Annotated in this window: 18 protein-coding genes, 2 tRNA genes and 1 rRNA gene; 7 read left to right on the forward strand and 14 right to left on the reverse strand. The window is 61.0% G+C overall.

Annotated elements, in window-relative coordinates; genetic code table 11:
- Window positions 1-206: 206 nt before the first annotated feature.
- The 3 genes from LOY45_RS20355 to LOY45_RS20365 all read right to left on the reverse strand — a co-directional run bounded on the left by LOY45_RS20355 (window position 207) and on the right by LOY45_RS20365 (window position 1,991).
- A tRNA-Ala gene (locus LOY45_RS20355) sits at window positions 207-282 on the reverse strand.
- A gap of 29 nt (window positions 283-311) precedes the next feature.
- A tRNA-Ile gene (locus tag LOY45_RS20360) sits at window positions 312-388 on the reverse strand.
- 66 nt (window positions 389-454) lie between these two features.
- Window positions 455-1,991, reverse strand: a 16S ribosomal RNA gene (locus LOY45_RS20365).
- Between the two features lie 577 nt (window positions 1,992-2,568).
- Between LOY45_RS20365 and LOY45_RS20370 the strand changes: the two genes are divergently transcribed.
- Both LOY45_RS20370 and LOY45_RS20375 read left to right on the forward strand, forming a co-directional pair.
- Complete coding sequence (locus LOY45_RS20370) at window positions 2,569-3,375, forward strand: aminoglycoside phosphotransferase family protein (protein WP_115085688.1); 807 nt, start codon at window positions 2,569-2,571, stop codon at window positions 3,373-3,375.
- Window positions 3,376-3,426: 51 nt separating this feature from the next.
- Window positions 3,427-4,320 carry a formate/nitrite transporter family protein gene (locus LOY45_RS20375; protein WP_258578267.1) on the forward strand — a complete coding sequence of 298 codons (894 nt, stop codon included), beginning with the start codon at window positions 3,427-3,429 and terminating at the stop codon, window positions 4,318-4,320.
- Here the strand turns inward: LOY45_RS20375 and LOY45_RS20380 are convergent.
- The gene (locus LOY45_RS20380) at window positions 4,317-5,417 is read right to left on the reverse strand and encodes an MBL fold metallo-hydrolase (protein ID WP_115085704.1); all 1,101 of its coding nucleotides are present in this window, start codon (window positions 5,415-5,417) and stop codon (window positions 4,317-4,319) included. The two genes, LOY45_RS20375 and LOY45_RS20380, sit on opposite strands and share 4 nt — an antisense overlap.
- 129 nt (window positions 5,418-5,546) lie before the next feature.
- On the opposite strand from LOY45_RS20380, the gene LOY45_RS20385 reads away from it, so the two are divergent.
- Together LOY45_RS20385 and LOY45_RS20390 are read left to right on the forward strand one after the other, a co-directional pair.
- Window positions 5,547-6,620: a diguanylate cyclase gene (locus tag LOY45_RS20385; protein WP_115085703.1), complete on the forward strand. Its 1,074-nt coding sequence runs from the start codon at window positions 5,547-5,549 to the stop codon at window positions 6,618-6,620.
- Window positions 6,621-6,678: 58 nt separating this feature from the next.
- Window positions 6,679-9,261 carry a bifunctional diguanylate cyclase/phosphodiesterase gene (locus LOY45_RS20390; RefSeq protein ID WP_258578268.1) on the forward strand — a complete coding sequence of 861 codons (2,583 nt, stop codon included), beginning with the start codon at window positions 6,679-6,681 and terminating at the stop codon, window positions 9,259-9,261.
- Here LOY45_RS20390 and LOY45_RS20395 read toward each other — a convergent pair.
- A complete protein-coding gene (locus tag LOY45_RS20395) occupies window positions 9,258-9,839 on the reverse strand; it encodes a TetR/AcrR family transcriptional regulator (protein WP_258578269.1) in 582 nt (193 codons plus the stop codon). The genes LOY45_RS20390 and LOY45_RS20395 overlap by 4 nt on opposite strands.
- 105 nt (window positions 9,840-9,944) lie before the next feature.
- Between LOY45_RS20395 and LOY45_RS20400 the strand changes: the two genes are divergently transcribed.
- A complete protein-coding gene (locus LOY45_RS20400; RefSeq protein ID WP_258578270.1) occupies window positions 9,945-11,387 on the forward strand; it encodes an amidase in 1,443 nt (480 codons plus the stop codon).
- Window positions 11,388-11,439: 52 nt separating this feature from the next.
- Here LOY45_RS20400 and LOY45_RS20405 read toward each other — a convergent pair whose 3' ends face one another.
- On the reverse strand, window positions 11,440-11,763 hold the full coding sequence (locus LOY45_RS20405; RefSeq protein ID WP_115085683.1) for a DUF2025 family protein: 324 nt from the start codon (window positions 11,761-11,763) through the stop codon (window positions 11,440-11,442).
- Between the two features lie 186 nt (window positions 11,764-11,949).
- On the opposite strand from LOY45_RS20405, the gene LOY45_RS20410 reads away from it, so the two are divergent.
- Entirely contained in the window at window positions 11,950-13,164 is a 1,215-nt protein-coding gene (locus LOY45_RS20410) for a GAF domain-containing sensor histidine kinase (RefSeq protein WP_258578271.1), read from the forward strand.
- Here LOY45_RS20410 and LOY45_RS20415 read toward each other — a convergent pair.
- Window positions 13,103-14,020: a LysR family transcriptional regulator gene (locus tag LOY45_RS20415; RefSeq protein WP_115085681.1), complete on the reverse strand. Its 918-nt coding sequence runs from the start codon at window positions 14,018-14,020 to the stop codon at window positions 13,103-13,105. The genes LOY45_RS20410 and LOY45_RS20415 overlap by 62 nt on opposite strands.
- 125 nt (window positions 14,021-14,145) lie before the next feature.
- On the opposite strand from LOY45_RS20415, the gene LOY45_RS20420 reads away from it, so the two are divergent.
- Entirely contained in the window at window positions 14,146-14,904 is a 759-nt protein-coding gene (locus LOY45_RS20420) for an SDR family NAD(P)-dependent oxidoreductase (protein WP_115085680.1), read from the forward strand.
- A gap of 4 nt (window positions 14,905-14,908) precedes the next feature.
- Here the strand turns inward: LOY45_RS20420 and LOY45_RS20425 are convergent, their stop codons facing one another.
- The 7 genes from LOY45_RS20425 to LOY45_RS20450 form a co-directional block, all read right to left on the reverse strand.
- The gene (locus LOY45_RS20425) at window positions 14,909-15,778 is read right to left on the reverse strand and encodes an efflux RND transporter periplasmic adaptor subunit (protein WP_115085679.1); all 870 of its coding nucleotides are present in this window, start codon (window positions 15,776-15,778) and stop codon (window positions 14,909-14,911) included.
- Window positions 15,779-15,789: 11 nt separating this feature from the next.
- Window positions 15,790-15,996, reverse strand: coding sequence for a DUF1656 domain-containing protein (locus LOY45_RS20430; protein WP_010221104.1), 207 nt, complete (start codon window positions 15,994-15,996; stop codon window positions 15,790-15,792).
- Window positions 15,983-17,971, reverse strand: a complete 1,989-nt coding sequence (locus LOY45_RS20435) for an FUSC family protein (RefSeq protein WP_258578272.1) — start codon at window positions 17,969-17,971, stop codon at window positions 15,983-15,985. Before LOY45_RS20435 ends, LOY45_RS20430 begins: the two co-directional genes overlap by 14 nt.
- Window positions 17,972-18,151: 180 nt before the next feature.
- Window positions 18,152-18,268: a cytochrome c oxidase subunit CcoM gene (gene ccoM, locus LOY45_RS26865; protein WP_276330486.1), complete on the reverse strand. Its 117-nt coding sequence runs from the start codon at window positions 18,266-18,268 to the stop codon at window positions 18,152-18,154.
- Between the two features lie 134 nt (window positions 18,269-18,402).
- The gene (locus tag LOY45_RS20440) at window positions 18,403-18,564 is read right to left on the reverse strand and encodes a hypothetical protein (RefSeq protein ID WP_010221101.1); all 162 of its coding nucleotides are present in this window, start codon (window positions 18,562-18,564) and stop codon (window positions 18,403-18,405) included.
- A 76-nt stretch (window positions 18,565-18,640) separates the two neighbouring features.
- Window positions 18,641-18,970 (reverse strand): aspartate-semialdehyde dehydrogenase, encoded by a 330-nt coding sequence (locus tag LOY45_RS20445; protein WP_115085676.1) that lies wholly within the window; start codon window positions 18,968-18,970, stop codon window positions 18,641-18,643.
- Window positions 18,971-19,061: 91 nt separating this feature from the next.
- Window positions 19,062-19,748 carry a M949_RS01915 family surface polysaccharide biosynthesis protein gene (locus LOY45_RS20450; RefSeq protein ID WP_258578273.1) on the reverse strand — a complete coding sequence of 229 codons (687 nt, stop codon included), beginning with the start codon at window positions 19,746-19,748 and terminating at the stop codon, window positions 19,062-19,064.
- Window positions 19,749-19,799 lie beyond the last annotated feature (51 nt).

Consider the following 19,799-nt stretch of genomic DNA (forward strand, 5'->3'; position numbering starts at 1 on the left):
CCAAGCAATCTGGTTATACTGTGAAGACAACATTCGCCGAAAACTTGTAATTACTCACAAATTTTACCTTAGCCTGAACACACACCAGTGAAAGTGCTGTCCAGTCTATCTTTCTATCACATACCCAAATTTTTAAAGAACGATTCTGAAAAAGTTCAGAAATCAATATTCGAGGCGAATATTCATTTCTAAGCTTTGACGTAAGGTGGTGGAGCCAAGCGGGATCGAACCGCTGACCTCCTGCGTGCAAGGCAGGCGCTCTCCCAGCTGAGCTATGGCCCCGTATTGCTACAGGCTGCACCACATGTAATTGGTGGGTCTGGGCAGATTCGAACTGCCGACCTCACCCTTATCAGGGGTGCGCTCTAACCAACTGAGCTACAGACCCAATCGTCTTCTTCAATGAATCAAGCAATTCGTGTGGGAGCTCATAAGACAGCTGATGTCTGTCGATTAAGGAGGTGATCCAGCCGCAGGTTCCCCTACGGCTACCTTGTTACGACTTCACCCCAGTCATGAATCACACCGTGGTAACCGTCCTCCCGAAGGTTAGACTAGCTACTTCTGGTGCAACCCACTCCCATGGTGTGACGGGCGGTGTGTACAAGGCCCGGGAACGTATTCACCGCGACATTCTGATTCGCGATTACTAGCGATTCCGACTTCACGCAGTCGAGTTGCAGACTGCGATCCGGACTACGATCGGTTTTGTGAGATTAGCTCCACCTCGCGGCTTGGCAACCCTCTGTACCGACCATTGTAGCACGTGTGTAGCCCAGGCCGTAAGGGCCATGATGACTTGACGTCATCCCCACCTTCCTCCGGTTTGTCACCGGCAGTCTCCTTAGAGTGCCCACCATAACGTGCTGGTAACTAAGGACAAGGGTTGCGCTCGTTACGGGACTTAACCCAACATCTCACGACACGAGCTGACGACAGCCATGCAGCACCTGTGTCAGAGTTCCCGAAGGCACCAATCCATCTCTGGAAAGTTCTCTGCATGTCAAGGCCTGGTAAGGTTCTTCGCGTTGCTTCGAATTAAACCACATGCTCCACCGCTTGTGCGGGCCCCCGTCAATTCATTTGAGTTTTAACCTTGCGGCCGTACTCCCCAGGCGGTCAACTTAATGCGTTAGCTGCGCCACTAAAATCTCAAGGATTCCAACGGCTAGTTGACATCGTTTACGGCGTGGACTACCAGGGTATCTAATCCTGTTTGCTCCCCACGCTTTCGCACCTCAGTGTCAGTATGAGCCCAGGTGGTCGCCTTCGCCACTGGTGTTCCTTCCTATATCTACGCATTTCACCGCTACACAGGAAATTCCACCACCCTCTGCCCTACTCTAGCTCGCCAGTTTTGGATGCAGTTCCCAGGTTGAGCCCGGGGATTTCACATCCAACTTAACGAACCACCTACGCGCGCTTTACGCCCAGTAATTCCGATTAACGCTTGCACCCTCTGTATTACCGCGGCTGCTGGCACAGAGTTAGCCGGTGCTTATTCTGTCGGTAACGTCAAAATACTCACGTATTAGGTAAGTACCCTTCCTCCCAACTTAAAGTGCTTTACAATCCGAAGACCTTCTTCACACACGCGGCATGGCTGGATCAGGCTTTCGCCCATTGTCCAATATTCCCCACTGCTGCCTCCCGTAGGAGTCTGGACCGTGTCTCAGTTCCAGTGTGACTGATCATCCTCTCAGACCAGTTACGGATCGTCGCCTTGGTGAGCCATTACCTCACCAACTAGCTAATCCGACCTAGGCTCATCTGATAGCGCAAGGCCCGAAGGTCCCCTGCTTTCCCCCGTAGGGCGTATGCGGTATTAGCGTTCCTTTCGAAACGTTGTCCCCCACTACCAGGCAGATTCCTAGGTATTACTCACCCGTCCGCCGCTGAATCGAAGAGCAAGCTCTTCTCATCCGCTCGACTTGCATGTGTTAGGCCTGCCGCCAGCGTTCAATCTGAGCCATGATCAAACTCTTCAGTTCAATACTGCTTGGGTTTTGAGAAAACCCTAAACTTGGCTCAGCAATCTCAAATGACTTACTTTCAAATCTTTCGATTTTTCGTGTAACCACTTGTGATGCTGATAATCTTTTTGACTATCAGTCTGAGCTCACAAGCACCCACACGAATTGCTTGATTCAGTTGTTAAAGAGCGGTTGGTTAAGAGCTTTTCGTCTCAACCGAGGCGCGCATTCTACGCTTTCCTCAGAGCCTGTCAAGCGTTTATTTTGAAGTTTTTCGTTCAACTTCAACCACTTGACTCGCTGCGATCTCTCGTCAGCGGGAGGCGAATTCTACAGCGTTTCAAACCGCTGTCAACTGCCTTTTTCACCGCTGTCGATCTTTCGATCGAAGCCCTTCCGGATGACCCTGGAACCGCTAACTCTTTGAAACTCAAGGAGTTTTCAGTTCCGACTGCGCCGGAAGTGGGGCGAATTATAGAGAGATTAAATCGGGCGTCAAGGGTTAATTCAAAAAACATTGAACAAAGGCAAAATGAGCACCATATATAGAATGAGCACCTTATATAGAGAGTACCGGCCTGCCCTGGGAGGCACTATGTTTGAACCTTACCTGCAACACTGGCAATTAACCGCCGACGGCGAGCCAATCATCACCCACAGCAGCCACTTGCTGCCCGTCCTTTATAAAGGCAAGGCAGCGATGCTCAAAATCGCCCACGAACCCGAAGAACAGTCCGGTGCCTTGTTGATGCAGTGGTGGGATGGCCAAGGCGCCGCCGCGGTGCTCGAGCACACCGATCACGCCGTCCTGCTTGAGCGGGCTCAGGGGACCGCCTCACTGGCCGATTATGCTCAACACGGTCGCGACGAAGAGGCCACGCGTATCCTCTGCACGGCGATTGCCCGCCTGCATGCACCACGGGACCAGCCGCTGCCGCCACTGGTCGAGCTCCAACCCTGGTTTTCCGGCCTGTGGCCCGCCGCCGAAGAAAATGGCGGGCTGTACCGACGTTGCGCCGACATTGCCAGCCAGTTGCTCGCCTCCCCCGGCGAACAGAGGGTGCTGCATGGAGATATCCACCACGGCAACGTTCTCGACTTCGGCAACAGAGGCTGGCTGGCCATCGACCCCAAGCACCTCTACGGCGACCGCGCCTTCGACTACGCCAACCTGTTCTGTAATCCGACCCACGCTCTGGCCACCGACCCACACTGTTTTCAGCGGCGCGTGCAGATTGTTTGCGAAACAGCCGACCTGCCTCGTCAGCACATGCTGCAGTGGATCGTCGCCTGGTGTGGTTTGTCGGCGGCCTGGTTTCTCGAGGATGACTTGCACGAAGACGCCCGCACGCCCCTGCAGGTCGCGCAACTGGCACTGAACCTGCTGGAGGCAGGCAACTAATCGAAGCAGCGTCGATCTGTAGATAAGGCACCCCATAGATGAGCCACCGCCATGAGTGAAGCGCAAAGCGGCAAAACCCCCGGCCTGTCTGCAGACGAAGAGCAGGAAGTCAGCCATAACCAGCCACCCCGCGCGGCGGTATTGCACGAGATCATTCGTTTCCAGGGTGACCAGGAGCTGGAGCGCACCATCGCCGCGCTGTTCTGGTCGGCACTTGCCGCCGGGCTGAGCATGGGCCTGTCGCTGATGGCCATGGGGCTGTTCTATTCGCGCCTGCCCGAAGACGACAGCAGCCAGGTGATCGCCAGCCTGGGTTACTCGGCCGGATTTCTTGCCGTGATCCTGGCCCGCCAGCAACTGTTTACCGAAAACACCCTGACCGCGGTACTGCCGGTGATGACCGAACCGAGCCTGCGCAACTTCGGTCGCTTGCTACGTTTATGGTCGGTGGTGCTGCTCGGCAATCTGGCCGGCACCATCCTGGTGTCCTATGTGATGCTCAACCTGCCGATCTTCGACAGCAAGACCGACGTCGCCTTCCTCGACGTCGGCCGCAAGGTGATGGAAAACGACCTGAACCAGATGTTTGCCAAGGGCATCATCTCGGGCTGGATGATCGCCACCATGGTCTGGATGATCCCGTCGATGGAAAGCGCCAAGGCGTGGATCATCCTGATGATCACCTACCTGATGGCCCTGGGTGATTTCACCCATATCGTCGTCGGCTCGGTGGAAGTGTCCTATCTGGTCTGGGCCGGCGAAGTCAGCTGGACGGCATTCTGGCTGGACTTCGCCGCGCCGACCCTGATCGGCAACATCATTGGCGGCAGCTTCATTTTCGCCCTGATCAGCCACGCCCAGGTGCGTAGCGACAGCAGCAAGCCGCCCACTGCCCTACCCCGGCGTGACCGGCAAAGAGACCAGTCGGCAGGCAAGAAACCCTAGGGTTCTCGCGCCGCCAGCACCCGTTCGCCGCCCGGACGCAGCTCCCGTTGTGGCTTGGACTGCCACCAGGCCGGCCCACTATGCGGCTGCTCGATGCTGACCCGCTCGCCGATCTGCGGCGTACTCAACGGCACCTGAGCAGCGTTGGCCAGGGCCAGGATGCGGTCGAACGGTTCATGCCAACTGTGGGTGGAAAGGTCAAAAGTGCCGTTATGAATCGGCAGCAGCCAGCGCCCACGCAGGTCAAGGTGCGCCTGCAGACTCTGCTCGGGCTGCATATGTACATCGGGCCAGTTGAGGTTGTAGGCGCCGGTTTCGATCAGGGTCAGGTCGAAGGGGCCGTACTGCTTGCCGATCGCCTTGAAGCCATCGAAATAGCCGGTATCGCCACTGAAAAACACCTTCAGCTGGTCATCGATCATCACCCAGGACGCCCACAGGGTGCTGTTGCTGTCGAACAGGCCACGTCCGGAAAAATGCTGAGCCGGGGTCGCGATGAATCGTACGCCTTCGACACTGGTTTCCTGCCACCAATCCAGTTGCCGGACCTTGGTCGCCGGCACGCCCCAGGCGATCAGGATATCGCCCACGCCCAGGGGGGCGATGAAATGCTCGGTGCTGGTGGCCAGTTGGCGTATGGCCTGCTCGTCGAGATGATCGAAGTGATCGTGGGAAAGGATGACGGCGGTTAACGGCGGCAACTCGTCTAGTTTCAGTGGCGGCTGATGAAAGCGCCGGGGGCCGGCCCATTGCACCGGCGAGGCGCGCTCGGCGAACACCGGGTCGGTAATGAAGAAGCGCTCGCGCAGTTTCAGCAGTACCGTGGAGTGGCCCAACCGCCAAACACTGTGGTCCGGCGCCTCCAGCAACTGCTGGCGACTCAGGGGCTGCACCGCAATACTGACACTGGGCCGAGTATCGGCGGGTTTTTTAAGCAACAGGTACTTAAGGCCAATGCGCAGTTTTTTCATCACCCCGTCCTGTGGCAACTGCGCCTGGTTGCGATAACGCCCATCCTGGCGTTGAGCCGGTTCACCGGCCTGGGAGGTCAGCGGGGCCATGAGCAGAAACACTCCAAGGATGAAGGTAAGTTTCATGGTACCCCACAGTGATTGGATCAACCGTGAAATGGCTTGTAAGGCCATTTTTCAACAGCCTGCGATTGTTCAACAATATTGACAGCAATTATGCGATAAACGGCGCCCCGGAACAGACCAGCATCCATGATGGAAAAGAAAAGCGGTAAGGGACTTTCATTTGTAAGGCGGATTTACCTGCCGCGTATCATCGGCCTGGGGATCGGCATGCTCAGCGTAATGGCCGGGATTTCCAGCCTGCCTGTGCCGTCCTGGGTCTGGGGCCTGCTGCTGTTCAACGGCCTAGCCTGGCCGCACCTGGCCTATCAGATCGCCCTGCGCGCCAACGTTCCGTACCACGCCGAGTACCGCAACCTGCAACTGGACTCGCTGATGGGCGGGTTCTGGACCGCCACTCTGCAATTCAACCCGCTGCCCAGCGTGACCATCCTGGCGATGATGGCCATGAATAATTTCGCTGCCGGTGGCCAGCGCCTGTTCTTCAAGGGCCTGTTGATCCAGGGCCTGGGCATGCTGCTGTCGATCGCCCTGTTCGGCCCTGGGCTGCAACTGCACGCCAGCACCCTGCAAGTCTATGCCTGCCTGCCGATGCTGACCCTCTACCCCATGGCCGTCGGCTGGGTCTGCTATCGCCTGGCGATGAAGCTGTCTGAACACAAGCGCCGACTCAGCGCCCTGAGCCGTACCGACAGCCTGACCGGCCTGCTCAATCACGGCTCGTGGAAAGACCTGCTGCAGCTCAAGTTTCAGATCTGCCAGCAGCAACGCCGCGAGGCGGTGATCGCAATCATCGACATCGATCACTTCAAGACCATCAACGACACTTACGGCCATGTGGTCGGCGATTGCGTCCTGCACCAGTTGAGCAATGAACTCAAGCGCACCCTGCGCGAGGACGACCTGGCCGGGCGTTACGGGGGTGACGAGTTCTGCGTGATCCTCCCGGACACCCGCCTGGAGCACGCGAGCCAGGCCATGGAACGCCTGCGCGAGCGGGTCGGCAGCTATCGCAACCCGCAATTGCCGGAGCTGCGCATCAGCCTGAGTATCGGCCTGGCCAGTTGCAACGAGGCCCTGCCCGGCCCGGAAGCCTGGCTCAATGAGGCCGACAAAGCCCTGTACTGCGCGAAGAAAGCAGGCCGTAACCAGGTCAATTTCGCCCATTCGGACCTCACCGCGCTGAAGCTGGCCTATCCTGACTGAACGTTCGTCCTTGCGGCCTGGCCGCAGGGATGCAGCTTCAACAAGGATCAGCCCGCGTATGGACAGGATTGCCGATGCTCCGCCAGCCAGCCAACGCCCCAGCCTGCAGACGCGCAAACTCATTGCCGCGATAGCGGCGCTGTTCGCCCTGGCCTGCCTGATCGCCCTGGGGGCATTGTTCAATATCGCCACCACGCTCAATGCCAACGAGCGGGAAAAAAGCAGCTTCTACGCCCATAAGGCCCTGGAGCAGCGCCTGGAGTCGTCGCGCCAGTTCCTCTCCAGCTATGCGGTATGGAACGCCGCCTACGATCACCTCAATGGCAGCCCCGACCTGCACTGGGCCTATGAAGAGAAGAACGTCGGCGATTCGCTCTACACCGCCAGCGGCTACGAAGGGGTGTTCGTTGTCGACGACCAGATCACCAAGTACGCGCTGTTCAAGGGCCAGCTGAGCAAAGCGCCGGCCGGTACATATATAGAGAACCCGCTGCCCCCGATCATCGCCAAGGCGCGCAATGTTGCCGCCGAACGCCAGCAGATCACCGAGCACGTGCTGTTCAATGGCTGGCCCGCGGTGCTGGTGGCTGCGGCCATTCGCCCGGATGACGAAGTGCTGAGCATCGATCCGCAAACCACCTCGGTGATGCTCTTCGTTGATCAGCTGACCCCGGAAAAGCTCACCCGCCTGGGCACCGGCGTCGGCCTCAACGGCATGCACATCGAGAAAGCCAACGCCCCCCTGGGTGATCAACCCAGCCTGCTGTTGGGCGATACCGGCTACCGGCTCGACTGGATCACCCCGCGCCCTGGCGACCAGTTGCTCTGGGCGGTGTTGCCGCCGTTGCTTGGCGCCATGCTGGTGCTGGGTTTGCTGATGGTGTACTTCTTCCGCTATGCGCTGCGCACATCACGAGAAATCGACGCCAACCTGCGTAGCCTTCAGGCCAGCAATCAGGCGCTGGAGGCCAGCGAGCAACGGTTTCGTGCGGTGGCCGAAGCGGCGTCGGACTGGATCTGGGAAACCGACCGTCATCACCGCCTGAGCTACCTGTCCCAGCGTTTTGTCGCGGTTACCGGCTTTCAGAGCGAAGACTGGCTGGGCCAACCGCTCAACCAGCTGCTCAGTTGCGAGACCACGCCGCTGATCCAATGGCTGGATAACCAGGCCGACGCCGACTCGCCGCAAGTTGCCAACCTGCGCTGCGCCTATCGCGATCAGAGTGGCCAGGTACGGTTTTGCCGGGTTTCGGCGCGCTCGATCATGTTCGACGGCAAACTGGCCGGTTATCGCGGCACCGCCAGCGACATTACCGATGAAGTGGCTGCCCACGCACGCATACAGCACCTGTCGATGCACGATGCGCTGACGGGCCTGGCCAACCGCAACAAGCTCTCGCGCTTCCTCGATCACGCGTTGCTCAAGGGCCAGGAAGCCACGCCGCTGACCCTGTTGCTGCTCGACCTGGACAGCTTCAAGCCGATCAACGATTCCCTCGGCCACGCCGCTGGCGACGCCGTCCTGCTGGAAGTGGCCGCACGCTTGCGCGAATCGACCCGCGACGGCGACCTGGTGGCGCGCTTGGGGGGCGACGAGTTCGTGCTGGTAATGAACGGCATGGACAGCCGCAACGAGATCGACCGCTTTTGCGGGCGCTTGATCGACAGCCTGCACCAGCCGATCTACTTCGAAGAGCAGGCCCTGCATATCGGCGCCAGCCTGGGTGTGGCGCAGACGCGCCTGCAGGGTTTCGATGCGGGTGAACTGATCCGCTGCGCCGATATCGCCCTGTACCAGGCCAAGGCCGAGGGCAAGAACACCTGGCGCTACTTCTCGCCGGAAATGAACGAGCAGATCCAGTACCGCCGCCAGCTGGAAAACGACTTGCGCAAGGCGCTGAAAAACAACGAGTTCGTTCTGCACTACCAGCCGCGCTACCGCCTGGAATCCCTTGAGATCGTTTCGGTCGAGGCGCTGGTGCGTTGGCAGCATCCGGTCGAGGGCCTGCTTGGTCCGGACACCTTCATTCCCCTGGCCGAGCAGACCGACCTGATCGCGCCCCTGGGCCGCTGGGTGCTACGCGAAGCCTGCGAAACTGCCCGCAACTGGCCAGCCAACCTGCTGGTGTCGGTGAACCTGTCGCCCGCGCAGTTCTCGCGCAGTGACGTGGTCAAGGATGTTCACGAGATCCTGGTGGAGACCGGCTTCCCGGCCCAGCGCCTGGAACTGGAGATCACCGAGAATGTGATGCTCAACGATATCGAGGGCGCGCTAGGGACCATGAACGCACTCAAGGAACTGGGCGTGCGCCTGAACATGGACGACTTCGGCACCGGCTACTCGTCGCTGGGCTACCTGCGCACCTACCCGTTCGACAGCATCAAGATCGACAAGCGCTTTATCGCCGGGCTCAGCAGCGATGGCAACGACCGTGCCGTGGTTCAGGCGATCATCAACCTGGGCAAGGCCATGGGCTTGACCGTGACCGCCGAAGGGGTGGAAACCGAGCAGCAACTCATGGCCCTTGGCAAGGAGAAGTGCCATGAGGTGCAGGGCTACTACCTGAGCAAGCCGATCGACAAACTGGCCTTCGAAGCGCTACTGCAATCAGGAAAGAACAGCCGCGCCGGTGTTTCCTAGGCCGCAGGCAAACCAAGCCGGGCCCGAACCAGCTTGAGCAGGTTCGGCCCGACCTCGTCGAAGCCCTTGTTCTGCGCGACGATTTGTACTCCCTCGAGCAGCAGCGTCAGCTCGAACGCTGCCTGCTCTGGCTCGACCATCCCCGCCTCCTCGCACAAGTGCACCAAGCGTGCCGCCTGACGACGCTTGTGCGCCTCGATCAGCTCGCGCGCCGGGCTGTCGCACACCGGCAGCTCTGCCAGGGTGTTGGTGTAGGCGCAACCACGGTGCGAAGACAGCACCGGCTCCTGGACCAGGAATTCGGCAAAGCCGAGGATCTGCCGCGCTGGCTGGCCGCTGAACTGCTCGGCCAAACGCGCCCAGACTTCATCGTACTCGGCCATCAACAGGCGCAGCCATTCCAGTACCAGAACGTCCTTGGACTCGAAATGCCGGTACACGGTCATCTTGGTGGTTTCAGCCTTCGCGGCAATGGCATCGACGGTGACGCGGCTGATGCCCTCATTGAAAAACAGCTCGTGGGCGGCATCCAGGACCCGCTCACGAGGGGGCAGACGGGCGATTCGTTGCGAACGCATGGGCAGACTCCGGTTGACGACGATACTGACAAGTATCACTCTATACTCATGAGTATCGCTCGATACCCATCGGTATTTTATCGTCAATTGTCACGGGAGTGCGCAATGAAGGTGAGTGAATATGTGCAATTCGACGCCATCGGCCTGGCCGACCTGATTGCTCAAGAGCAAGTCAGTGCCGACGAAGTGCAGGCGGCAGCGCGGCAGGCCATCGCCGACGTCGAGCCAAAGGTCAATGCGCTGGCCGAGCACTGGCATGACGAACCTCTACCCGCCCGCGCTGAAGGGCCGTTGAACGGCGTGCCGTTTCTGATCAAGGACCTGGCGATCAGCATGCAGGGCCGCGCCCACGAGTTCGGCAGCCGCCTGGCACAAGGTACCGGCAGTACGGCCGATTCGTTCCTGATGCAGCGTTTTCGCCGGGCCGGGCTGGTCACCCTGGGGCGCACCACCACGCCGGAACTGGCCGTCAGCACCACCACCGAATCGCGCCTGTGCGGCCCGACCCGCAACCCCTGGGACCTGAACCGCAGCGCCGGTGGTTCCAGCGGTGGTTCGGCAGCAGCAGTTGCCAGCGGTATGGTGCCCGTTGCCCATGCCACCGATGGTGGCGGTTCGATCCGGGTGCCTGCTGCGGCCTGCGGTTTGTTTGGCTTGAAGCCCAGCCGCGGGCTGATTTCCATGGGGCCGTTCCTGGACGAAGCCTGGAACGGCCTGGCGGTGCAGGGTGTGCTCAGCCGTTCGGTACGCGACAGCGCCCTGCTGCTCGATTGCATGACCGGGCCGGAACCTGGCGATCCGTTCCAGGTGGCACCGGCCAAAGGCAGTTACCTGAGTGCAGTGAAGCAAGTGCCTGGTCCCTTGAGAATTGCCGTGCAACTGCATCCGCTCAATGGTCAGCGCAGCAATCCGTTGATGGTTGAGGCTTTGCAGGGGGTGGTCCAGACCCTGGAACATCTTGGTCACCAGTGCGAACTGGTGGACCTGGATATCGGCATGTCGTGGGACGCTTTCGTCGAGATGAATGCGCGTTTCTGGGCCAGCAATACAGCGGCCTGGCTTGATGCCCTAGGTGCCGAGACTTGCCGCCCGCTCAACGGTGACTGGCTGGAACCGGCCACACTGGCGCTGCATCGCTATGGTAAAGCGCTGTCGGCTATCGACCTGCTGGCGGCGATGGATCAGCGCAACCTGGTCAGTCGGCAACTGGGCGGGTTCTTCCAGCGTTTTGATCTGTTGCTGAGTCCGACCCTGAGCGAGTTGCCGCCAGTAGTCGGTGCCTACAACGCCGGGCAGGAGCAGCTCGATGGGTTGGGCTGGATGCACCGGGTGTTCAACCACTCTCCTTTCACTGCCCTGGCCAACATCAGCGGCACGCCGTCGATGTCGCTGCCGTTGTCTCAGGATGCGGCCAGCGGTATACCGATCGGCATGCAGTTCACGGCGGGTGCAGCAGGTGAGCGCCTGCTGCTGAGCCTGGCCGGGCAGCTGGAACAGGCGTTGCCCTGGCGCGGGCGAACCCCGCCGGTCTGGGCGGCGCAAGACTGAGACGCATCGCGGGGCAAGCCGCTCCTGCAGTGGGAGCGGGCTTGCCCCGCGATCAGGCCCGCAAGCGCCGCTGCGCGGCGATTTCCGGCAGGTCCTTGCGGCGCAGATACACCCGCAGCGGCTCTGTCACATTGAGCCGCTCATCGACATTCTGCGCCAAAAGAATCTCGATCAAGGCACGGCTCAAGGTCATGACCTCACCATCGGCGCCCTGCCAGACGAATTCGCTGCTGGGGGTAATGCTGTCGTCAGCCACGTCCATGCCGAACGAGTCTTCGCTGAATCGCACGATGTGCTTGCCAAGCTTGCGGTGAAAACCGACAAAGCCCTTGAGCTGGTCGGCAGCGGCGCAGATGTCCTGGGATGTGATGTGCATGTCAAACCTCGCTTGAACAGGGGATTGGCACGCTGGCGAAAGGGGTTGCGCTCTGACGGGCAACTCGGGGCCAAGGTTAATGGAAATTCATCGCATCCGGTAAAGGATTTTTTTACCCAGGCGCCAGTTGCTCGCTAGACTTATCCTTTTCAACGCCTCCCAGCCGTCAGCGAACGTGGATGATTCATGAGCACCCCCGTCACTTCCGATATCGCCACGATCAGCCGTATCAATGCAGTACCTGCCATCCTGCAAGTTATCTGCGAGACCACCGGCATGCGTTTTGCGGCAGTCGCCCGGGTCACCGACAGCAGCTGGACGGCCTGCGCGGTTCTCGATTCGCTGGGCTTTGGCCTGGAGGTCGGCGGCGAGCTGGACCTGATCACCACCCTGTGCCACGAGAATCGCGCCAGCCACCAGACCATCGTGATCGACAAGGCCAGCAAAGACGAGCTGTACTGCAACCATCACACACCGCGCATCTACAAGTTCGAAAGCTATATCTCGGTGCCGGTGTTTCGCACCGACGGCAGTTTCTTCGGCACTATCTGCGCCCTCGACCCTTTGCCTGCCGAGCTCAAGGGCAGCGCCATCCAGCCAATGATGGAGTCCTTCGCCCGCGTGCTGTCGATCCAGATCGAAAGCGAAGAGAATGCCCAGCAGACCGAGCAGGCCCTGGAGGAAGCACGCGCCATCGCCGACCTGCGCGAACAGTTCATCGCCGTGCTCGGCCATGACCTGCGCAATCCACTGTTCGCCATTACCGCAGGCGCGGAGTTGCTGGCTCAGCGCCTGCAGGATGAAAAAAGCCGCGCCATCGCCCAGCACATCCTCACCTGCGGACGACGCGCCAACCAGCTGGTACGCGATGTCCTCGATTTTGCCCGCGGCCGCCTGGGCAATGGCATCATGATCAACGTCCAGCCCTGCCCGGACCTGGCCGAAGCCCTCTGCCACGTGGCCTCTGAGCTGAAACGGGTGCACCCCGAACGGCTGATCCGCCTGAACATCGGCGACCTCAGCGGCCTGCACTGCGACCGCGAGCGGGTTACCCAGTTGCTGTCCAACCTGATCGCCAATGCCCTGACCCATGGCGCTGCCGACAGCCCGGTGGATGTCATGGCGGATATCCGCGAGCAGGTGTTCGTCCTCGGCGTGCACAACCTGGGCGAGCCCATTGCGCCACAGGTCATGGCGCAATTGTTCCAGCCCTTTTCGCGACCACGTGACGATGCACCGCAGCCCGGCCTCGGCCTGGGCCTGTACATTGCCAACCAGATCGCCCTGGCCCACGGCGGGTGTATGGAAGTGGTGTCGAGCGCCGAGGCCGGAACGCTGTTTACCTTCCGCCTGCCACTGGATCGAGTTGTGCCTGAAGCAACTGCGCCAGCCAGTCCATAAAGGCCCTGACACGTTGCGGCACGTGCAGTTGCCCGGCGTAGAGCAATGACACCGGCATCGGCGGTGCGCTGTACGCCTCCAGCACGGACACCAGTTCACCGCGCTCCAGGTATTCGCGCAACCCGGCAGCCGGCGCCTGGATAATCCCGAGCCCCGCCAGGCAAGCGCTCTCATAGGCTTCGGTACTGTTGACCGTGATCACCCCGGCCATCGTCCGATACCGCGTGGCGCCGTCCTGTTCATACTCGAAGCCCGGGCTGCGGGCGCCCAGTTGCCTCACATAGTGAATCAACTGATGATCGGGCAAGTCCGCAAGGCTGGTCGGCGTACCAAAGCGGGCCAGGTAGGCGGGACTGGCGCAGTTGACCATGCGCAGGCTACCCAGGGGCCGGGCGACCAGGTTCAGGTCACTCAACACGCCGATACGCAGCACGCAATCAAAGCCTTCACGCAGCAGGTCGACCTGACGATCGGTGCAACTGATCTCCAGTGTCAGGCCCGGGTGGCGATCCACGAACTGCGGCAGGTTCGGCAGAATGATGCGCCGCGCCATCAAGGTCGGCAGATCGATTCGCAAGCGGCCACTCAGGGCTGCGGCATCGGTGCGGAACAGCCCTTCGAGCTCATCCATGCGCGCCAGCAGGTCTTTGCTACGCTCGTACAGTTGCAGGCCTTCCTGAGTGGCCTGCACCCGCCGCGTGGTGCGGTTGAACAGACGCGCACCGAGCAGCATTTCCAGCGCCCGGACCTGTTCGGAAACACTCGAACGCGGCAACCCCAGGCTTTCTGCGGCGAGGGTGAAACTCGACAACTCGCTGACCCGCACGAAGGTGCGCAGCAATTCCAGCTTGTTCATGGGCGAACGCTCTATTGTTCGAATTACTCGAGCAGTATTTCCGAATTTGCTGGATTTATCAGCAGAATTCAGACCAATAAACTCCTCTCAACTTCAGCCACCGGCTCAACCACGAGGACCACACCATGACCCGCAAACTCGCTTTGATCACCGGTGCCAGCCGCGGCCTGGGCAAGAACACCGCCCTGCACCTCGCGGCCCAGGGCATCGATATCATCGGGACCTACAACAGCAAGGCCGATGAAGCCCAGGCACTGGTCAATACCCTCGAGGCCAGCGGTGTGCGTGCGGCCATGCTGCAACTGGACGTGAGCAATAGCGCCAGTTTCGAGGACTTTGCCCAGCAGTTAAGCGAAACCCTGCAGCACGTATTCGGCCGCCAGCAACTGGACTTTCTGGTAAACAACGCGGGTATCGGCATCAACGCGCCGTTCAGCGAAACCAGCGAAGCGCAGTTCGAACAGTTGTTCAACATCCAGCTCAAGGGCCCGTTCTTCCTGACCCAGCGCCTGCTGCCGCTGATTGCCGACCAAGGCCGAATCGTCAACATCTCCACCGGCCTGACCCGCTTCGCCCTGCCCGGCTATGCCGCCTACGCGGCAATGAAAGGCGCCATGGAAGTGCTGACCCGGTATCAGGCCAAGGAGCTCGGTGCCCGCGGCATTCGTGTCAATATCCTGGCCCCGGGGGCGATCGAGACCGACTTCGGCGGCGGCGTTGTGCGCGATAACACTGAGGTCAACGATTTTATCGCCGGCAACACCGCCCTGGGTCGGGTAGGCCTGCCAGACGATATCGGCGCCGCGGTTGCCCTGTTGCTGGGCGATGGCGGCGGCTGGATTACCGGTCAGCGCCTGGAGGTGTCAGGCGGGATGTTCCTTTAAGCGCTCAGCGCTGCACTTCATCCTCGCGCACCTGCACGCTGGCGGTCATGCCGGCGCTCAGGTTGACCCCTTCAGGCACCTGGTCGAGCTTGATCCGTACCGGAATGCGCTGGGCCAGGCGCACCCAGTTGAAAGTCGGTTCAACTTCGGCGAGCAACTGGCTGTCGGGGTTGGCGTTGCGGTCGGTGATACCGCGGCTGATGCTTTCGACATGCCCCTGCATCGGTTCACCCGCACTCATCAGCCAGACCTTGACCGGGTCGCCAACGCGGATGCGCGGCAACTTGGTCTCTTCGAAATAGGCTTGAACGTAAAAGGTCGAATCATCCACCAGGGCCATCACTGACTGCCCGGCATTGACGTAGTTGCCTTCGGCCAGGCGCAGGTTGGTGATGTGCCCGTTGCGCGGCGCCTTGACCTGGCTGCGCGCCAGGTTGATGGCCGCGACCTTGACCTCGGCGAGCGCTTCGCGCAGCTCGCCACGGGCAACGGCGGCGTTGATCTGGGCATTTTCGCGCAACTCGGCGCTGATCGCCTGGGGCCCCAGGGCGGCACGACGCGAGGCTTCGTGTTCACGCAGGCGCAGTTGCTGCTGGCGGGTTTCGGCCACGGCATTGGCCTTGTCCAGGGCCGCTTCGAAGCGGTCGCGATCGATCGCCATGAGCAACTCGCCGGCCTTGACCTGCTGGTTGTCGTGCACCTTCAACTCACGCACCCAGCCGGACACGTCCGGAGCAATGATCACCACGTCGGCGCGAATCTTCGCATCACGGGTCCAGGGCGTGAGCATGTAGTACTGCCAGAGTTTCCATCCGGCAAAAATGGCCACCACCACCAGGCACAGGGTTACTGCGATACGTACAGCAGCACGCATGGTCACACTCCTTATAACGGCCCCAGCACATGGGTCACCAGGGTCAAAATACACACGAAAAGCGCGCAGTCGAACAACGCCTCATGCCAGACCCAGCGCCCCAATGGCGTGTAGCGCAACAACAGGCGCACCACGCCGGTCAGCAGCAAGGCCAGCAGCACATAAACCAGAAACGGGCTGAGCAACACACCGCCCAGCGCCCACTCACGCAAGCCCATGAATTTCCTCCTGTCGACGGCACCACTTGCCCCAGCTCTTCTGCAATTGCAGCACGGCGCCAACGGCCAGGCGCAGCGGGTCACTGCTCGGCACTCGCTGCAGGGCCTCGATGAACTGCTCGCTGGCAGCGTCCAGGCGCTGGCCACGACCCGGAGCCGGGCCACTGGCCAATACCGCTTCAAGTTGTTGCAAGTACTGGCGCTCGGCCGCGGCCACCGGCGCCTGGGCGACCGCCAGGCACATGCGCAGGTGCAGCAGTTCGTCACCGATATCCAGGCCGTGCAGGCCATCATCCCAGCGCCCACGCTCCTGCTCGGGCAACGCACTGTAATGGCGGGCCAGTTGCAGCAGCCGATCGGCCATGCGCCCGCCAAACCAGGTGTCGGCGCCACGCAACTCACGGCGGGTCAGACGCACCAGGTCGCTCTGGGTGGCAGCGCGCAGGCGCTTGCCATGCCAGGCCGGGTTGCGCAGCACCAGCAGCTTGAATGCCAGCACCGCGGCGCCGACGCCCATCAGCATGGCCTGAGCGCTGTTGAAGAAGGTGGCGACATCGAAACTCATGACATTCAGCGGCGCCACCAGCACGATGAAGTGCAGGCAGTAGGAGGTCGCAGTGGCGCCAATCTTCGGATTGGCCATGCCCAGGGCACCAAAGAACAGCGGCACGCCCATGGCCAGGCAGAGCATGGCAAAACTGCTGAGCTCCGGCAGCAGGATCTGCCCGACCACGAACGCCACCGGAATCGCCAGAAGAATCCCGCGCAGGAAGCTCATGCCGATCTGCGCGCCGTTCTCGCGGCTGGCGAACAGGCTGCACACTACACAGGTCAACACCAGGCCACCGGGGGCAGCCTGCCAGGCGGTGGCCAGCCAGAAGCTGGCCATGGCCAGAAATGCCAGGGCGCTACGCGAGCCGAACAACAGGGCCAGCGACACATCGCGGTGAGCGGCCAGGCTGTCGGGCACATCGGCGGCCGGCTTGCCCTCCTCTACCCCGCTCAGGGCCAGGGTCGCGGCCATGGCGTTGTCCAGCAGCAGGGTCAGGCGCGCCAGGCAGTAGTGTTCGGCGGAGCTGATGCGCTCATCGTGGGCAGCATCCCAAACGCGCTGGCGCAACAGCAACAGGCTGGCCTGATCAGGATTGGCCAACAGCGCCTGGACCTCTTCGAGCCAGGGCGCCATGTGCTGCGCCTGCTGCTCATCCAGTTGCCGCCATTGCCGGCGCACCGAACGGGAAATACGCAACAGCACCAGCAGCTTCTGGCTCAGCCCGCGAATCGCCCGGGCGCGCTGGCGGCCGAGGCTGCCTTCGAACCAGGCATGCTCGCGCTGGGAATCAACGGCGACAATGCGCCCGAGTATCTCCAGCAGGCCCTTGCGTCCCTGTGCTTCACCACTCAAGGCGGCACTGGCGGCGTGTAGACCGCTTTGCCAGGCCTGCCGCGCCTGCCCGCTCAGTTGTTGCTCGACGCGCATAGGCCAGAACAAGGCGCTGGTGGCAGTAGCGCAGACAATCCCCAGGCAGATCTCGGTACAGCGCGCCACCGCCTGGTCGAACACTAGCAGCGGATGGTTGATGGCCGGCAGGGCAATGATCGCCACCGTGTAACCGGCCAGCACGAACGAATAGGCCCAGGCGCTGCGCAGCAAGGTCGAGCAGGCGGTACACAGCGCCAGCCACAGGGCCAGGGCCAGCAAAAACAGCCACGGGGTCTGGGCGAAGGCGCCGATGAACAGCACCGACATGACGGTTCCGACCAGCGTGCCGAGCAGCCGCGCCAGGCCCTTCTGCACCACCATGCCCGACAGCGGCTGGGCGACGATGAATGCCGTCATCAGGGCCCAGGCCGGCTGCTCAAGGCCCCAGCGCAGCGCCAGCCACAGGGCCAGGCCGCCGCCAAGCAGGGTCTTGAGGGCAAATTGCACAGCGGATTTGTTTGGCGCCAGCAGGGCCTGCAACGTGATGGGCACGGGACGCACCTTGAACGACGGTGTGGTAAAGATAGTCAGAATGAGGCAAGAAGTTCAGGGCTTAATTATTAGCTAGCTAACTATTAATAGTCCAGAGGTGCTGAAAGGTTTTTTCACCGGACAAAAAAATGGGCGACCGAAGTCGCCCTAAATGCCTTGCGTGCTCGTGACTGAAAAGGATCAGCGCTCTTTGCGCTTGTTCGAGTCTTTCCAGATGAAAATTCCGAATCCGACGAAGAACAGCAGCATCAGACCGACTGTAATCACTCCAGCGATAACCACATTATCGAAGAACATGTCGGCCTCCATTCGCCTGAACCTGTCCGATGGGCTTAAGGTAACGAATGGGGCGGGGGAGGAAATTGACCGAGGTCAATAGCGCCCGGAACCGGGCGCGCAAGGCGGGTGCAGGCTTGACCTGCATCAAGTTTTCAACGCTTCTTGGGTTTGCCCTTGGGCTTCTTCTTCGCCTTGCCCAGCGGCATGGCCTGCTCGAACGCCTGGCGAACTTCGTTCAGGCGCTTTTCATTGAGGTCGTGGACCCGGCGTGCACGTTCGGCACCGAGGTCGATCAGGTTGTCGTCTTGGCTCATGGTGGGCTCGGGAAGCTGACTGCAGTGCTGCAATGATGAAGGCTGCAGCCGGCGCTGACCAGTAGCGCTTGTATCCTCAGACTTCGATGTCCACCAGCAGCCCCTGGCGCGGCTGCTCACCCATCAACGGCGCCACCGGCACGGTGTTGTCGGCGTTGACCTCATCGCCGGGCAGCGCTTGATACAGTTCTTCGTCCTGGCTCGACTGGCGCCGACGCTGGTGACGCCGCTGCTCTTCGCGCAAGAGAATGGCCGCCTGCTCCGGGTCACGCTGCTTGAGGTCGATGGCACTGTCACTGGAGGTCGGCTGGGCCGGGACCACGGGCTTGATGTCCGGCGTCGGCTTCACCGGGTCCAGTTGTTGTGTCACGGGTGCAGCGCTGAGCGGGATGAGGGGCGGCAGCATGGGGTGATCTCCTGTCGCCAGTGTGTCGGCTGATGGCCTAAGGCCTTTAGCCAGGGCCGGTAAAATGTGCGGGGCGCTTCACAATTGCCGGCTACTGATCGTCTTCCTCGTCCGTCGGCGCGGGCTGGGCTTCGCTCCACGGACGTTTGAGCACCTTGTTCCACACTTCGTTCAGATGATCGCGCAGGGCTTGCGGCGCGTCCTTGAGCGACGGGCTGTCTTCGCGCTCACCGCCATAGGGCTCATCGCCCTCGATCGCGATCAGCGACTGGCCATTGATAGCATAGCTGGCCTGGCCTTCACGCAGCTCGACATGCAGTTCATGGGGGTCGATGCCGCCACCACAAAAGGCGTGGCTGGCCACCGTCAGTTCAGCCACGCCGTTGTTGTTCAGGTCGCTGACGCCGCTGACATCGGTATAGAAGCCGACATCCAGGTCGAGCCCGGCACAGGTGGTCTCGTTCTCGATCTTCCAGCGCGCCTTGAAGCTGTCATCGCCCTGGCGCTCATAGAGTGTTGCACTGAGCACCACGCGGTCGACGTCCTGATCGGTTTCCTCGTCGCTGACCTGATCGTCATTGCGGCTCAGCATGAGCAGGCCTTCGCCCTCGTGGTCGCGGTAATGCACGCTCTGCACCGGCGATTGCACGCCCAGGGCCTCAAGCTGCGCAGTGGGAATCGGCGCAAGTATTTCGAAACTTTTCTTGTCGCAGGCACCCAGCAGTAGCAGTCCCGCCACGGCCAGTGTTCGGATGAACCAGGGGTTGGAGATCGGCATGGCTGTATCAGGCCCTCACTGGCGACAGCGGTTTTCGTCGATGAAGTTGCT

Origin of the sequence: Pseudomonas wadenswilerensis (assembly GCF_024749185.1) — a bacterium.
Classification (GTDB): Bacteria; Pseudomonadota; Gammaproteobacteria; order Pseudomonadales; family Pseudomonadaceae; genus Aquipseudomonas; species Aquipseudomonas wadenswilerensis.

What these genes read in the sequence shown, in the direction of transcription:
- LOY45_RS20410 (WP_258578271.1), top strand. Translation starts at nt 11,950, where the DNA reads ATGAGCACCCCCGTCACTTCCGATATCGCCACGATCAGCCGTATCAAT.
- LOY45_RS20375 (WP_258578267.1), top strand. Translation starts at nt 3,427, where the DNA reads ATGAGTGAAGCGCAAAGCGGCAAAACCCCCGGCCTGTCTGCAGACGAA.
- LOY45_RS20370 (WP_115085688.1), top strand. Translation starts at nt 2,569, where the DNA reads ATGTTTGAACCTTACCTGCAACACTGGCAATTAACCGCCGACGGCGAG.
- LOY45_RS20430 (WP_010221104.1), bottom strand. Translation starts at nt 15,996, where the DNA reads ATGGGCTTGCGTGAGTGGGCGCTGGGCGGTGTGTTGCTCAGCCCGTTT.
- LOY45_RS20440 (WP_010221101.1), bottom strand. Translation starts at nt 18,564, where the DNA reads ATGAGCCAAGACGACAACCTGATCGACCTCGGTGCCGAACGTGCACGC.
- LOY45_RS20385 (WP_115085703.1), top strand. Translation starts at nt 5,547, where the DNA reads ATGGAAAAGAAAAGCGGTAAGGGACTTTCATTTGTAAGGCGGATTTAC.
- LOY45_RS20450 (WP_258578273.1), bottom strand. Translation starts at nt 19,748, where the DNA reads ATGCCGATCTCCAACCCCTGGTTCATCCGAACACTGGCCGTGGCGGGA.
- LOY45_RS20390 (WP_258578268.1), top strand. Translation starts at nt 6,679, where the DNA reads ATGGACAGGATTGCCGATGCTCCGCCAGCCAGCCAACGCCCCAGCCTG.
- LOY45_RS20405 (WP_115085683.1), bottom strand. Translation starts at nt 11,763, where the DNA reads ATGCACATCACATCCCAGGACATCTGCGCCGCTGCCGACCAGCTCAAG.
- LOY45_RS20445 (WP_115085676.1), bottom strand. Translation starts at nt 18,970, where the DNA reads ATGCTGCCGCCCCTCATCCCGCTCAGCGCTGCACCCGTGACACAACAA.
- ccoM (WP_276330486.1), bottom strand. Translation starts at nt 18,268, where the DNA reads ATGTTCTTCGATAATGTGGTTATCGCTGGAGTGATTACAGTCGGTCTG.
- LOY45_RS20415 (WP_115085681.1), bottom strand. Translation starts at nt 14,020, where the DNA reads ATGAACAAGCTGGAATTGCTGCGCACCTTCGTGCGGGTCAGCGAGTTG.
- LOY45_RS20380 (WP_115085704.1), bottom strand. Translation starts at nt 5,417, where the DNA reads ATGAAACTTACCTTCATCCTTGGAGTGTTTCTGCTCATGGCCCCGCTG.
- LOY45_RS20395 (WP_258578269.1), bottom strand. Translation starts at nt 9,839, where the DNA reads ATGCGTTCGCAACGAATCGCCCGTCTGCCCCCTCGTGAGCGGGTCCTG.
- LOY45_RS20420 (WP_115085680.1), top strand. Translation starts at nt 14,146, where the DNA reads ATGACCCGCAAACTCGCTTTGATCACCGGTGCCAGCCGCGGCCTGGGC.
- LOY45_RS20425 (WP_115085679.1), bottom strand. Translation starts at nt 15,778, where the DNA reads ATGCGTGCTGCTGTACGTATCGCAGTAACCCTGTGCCTGGTGGTGGTG.
- LOY45_RS20400 (WP_258578270.1), top strand. Translation starts at nt 9,945, where the DNA reads ATGAAGGTGAGTGAATATGTGCAATTCGACGCCATCGGCCTGGCCGAC.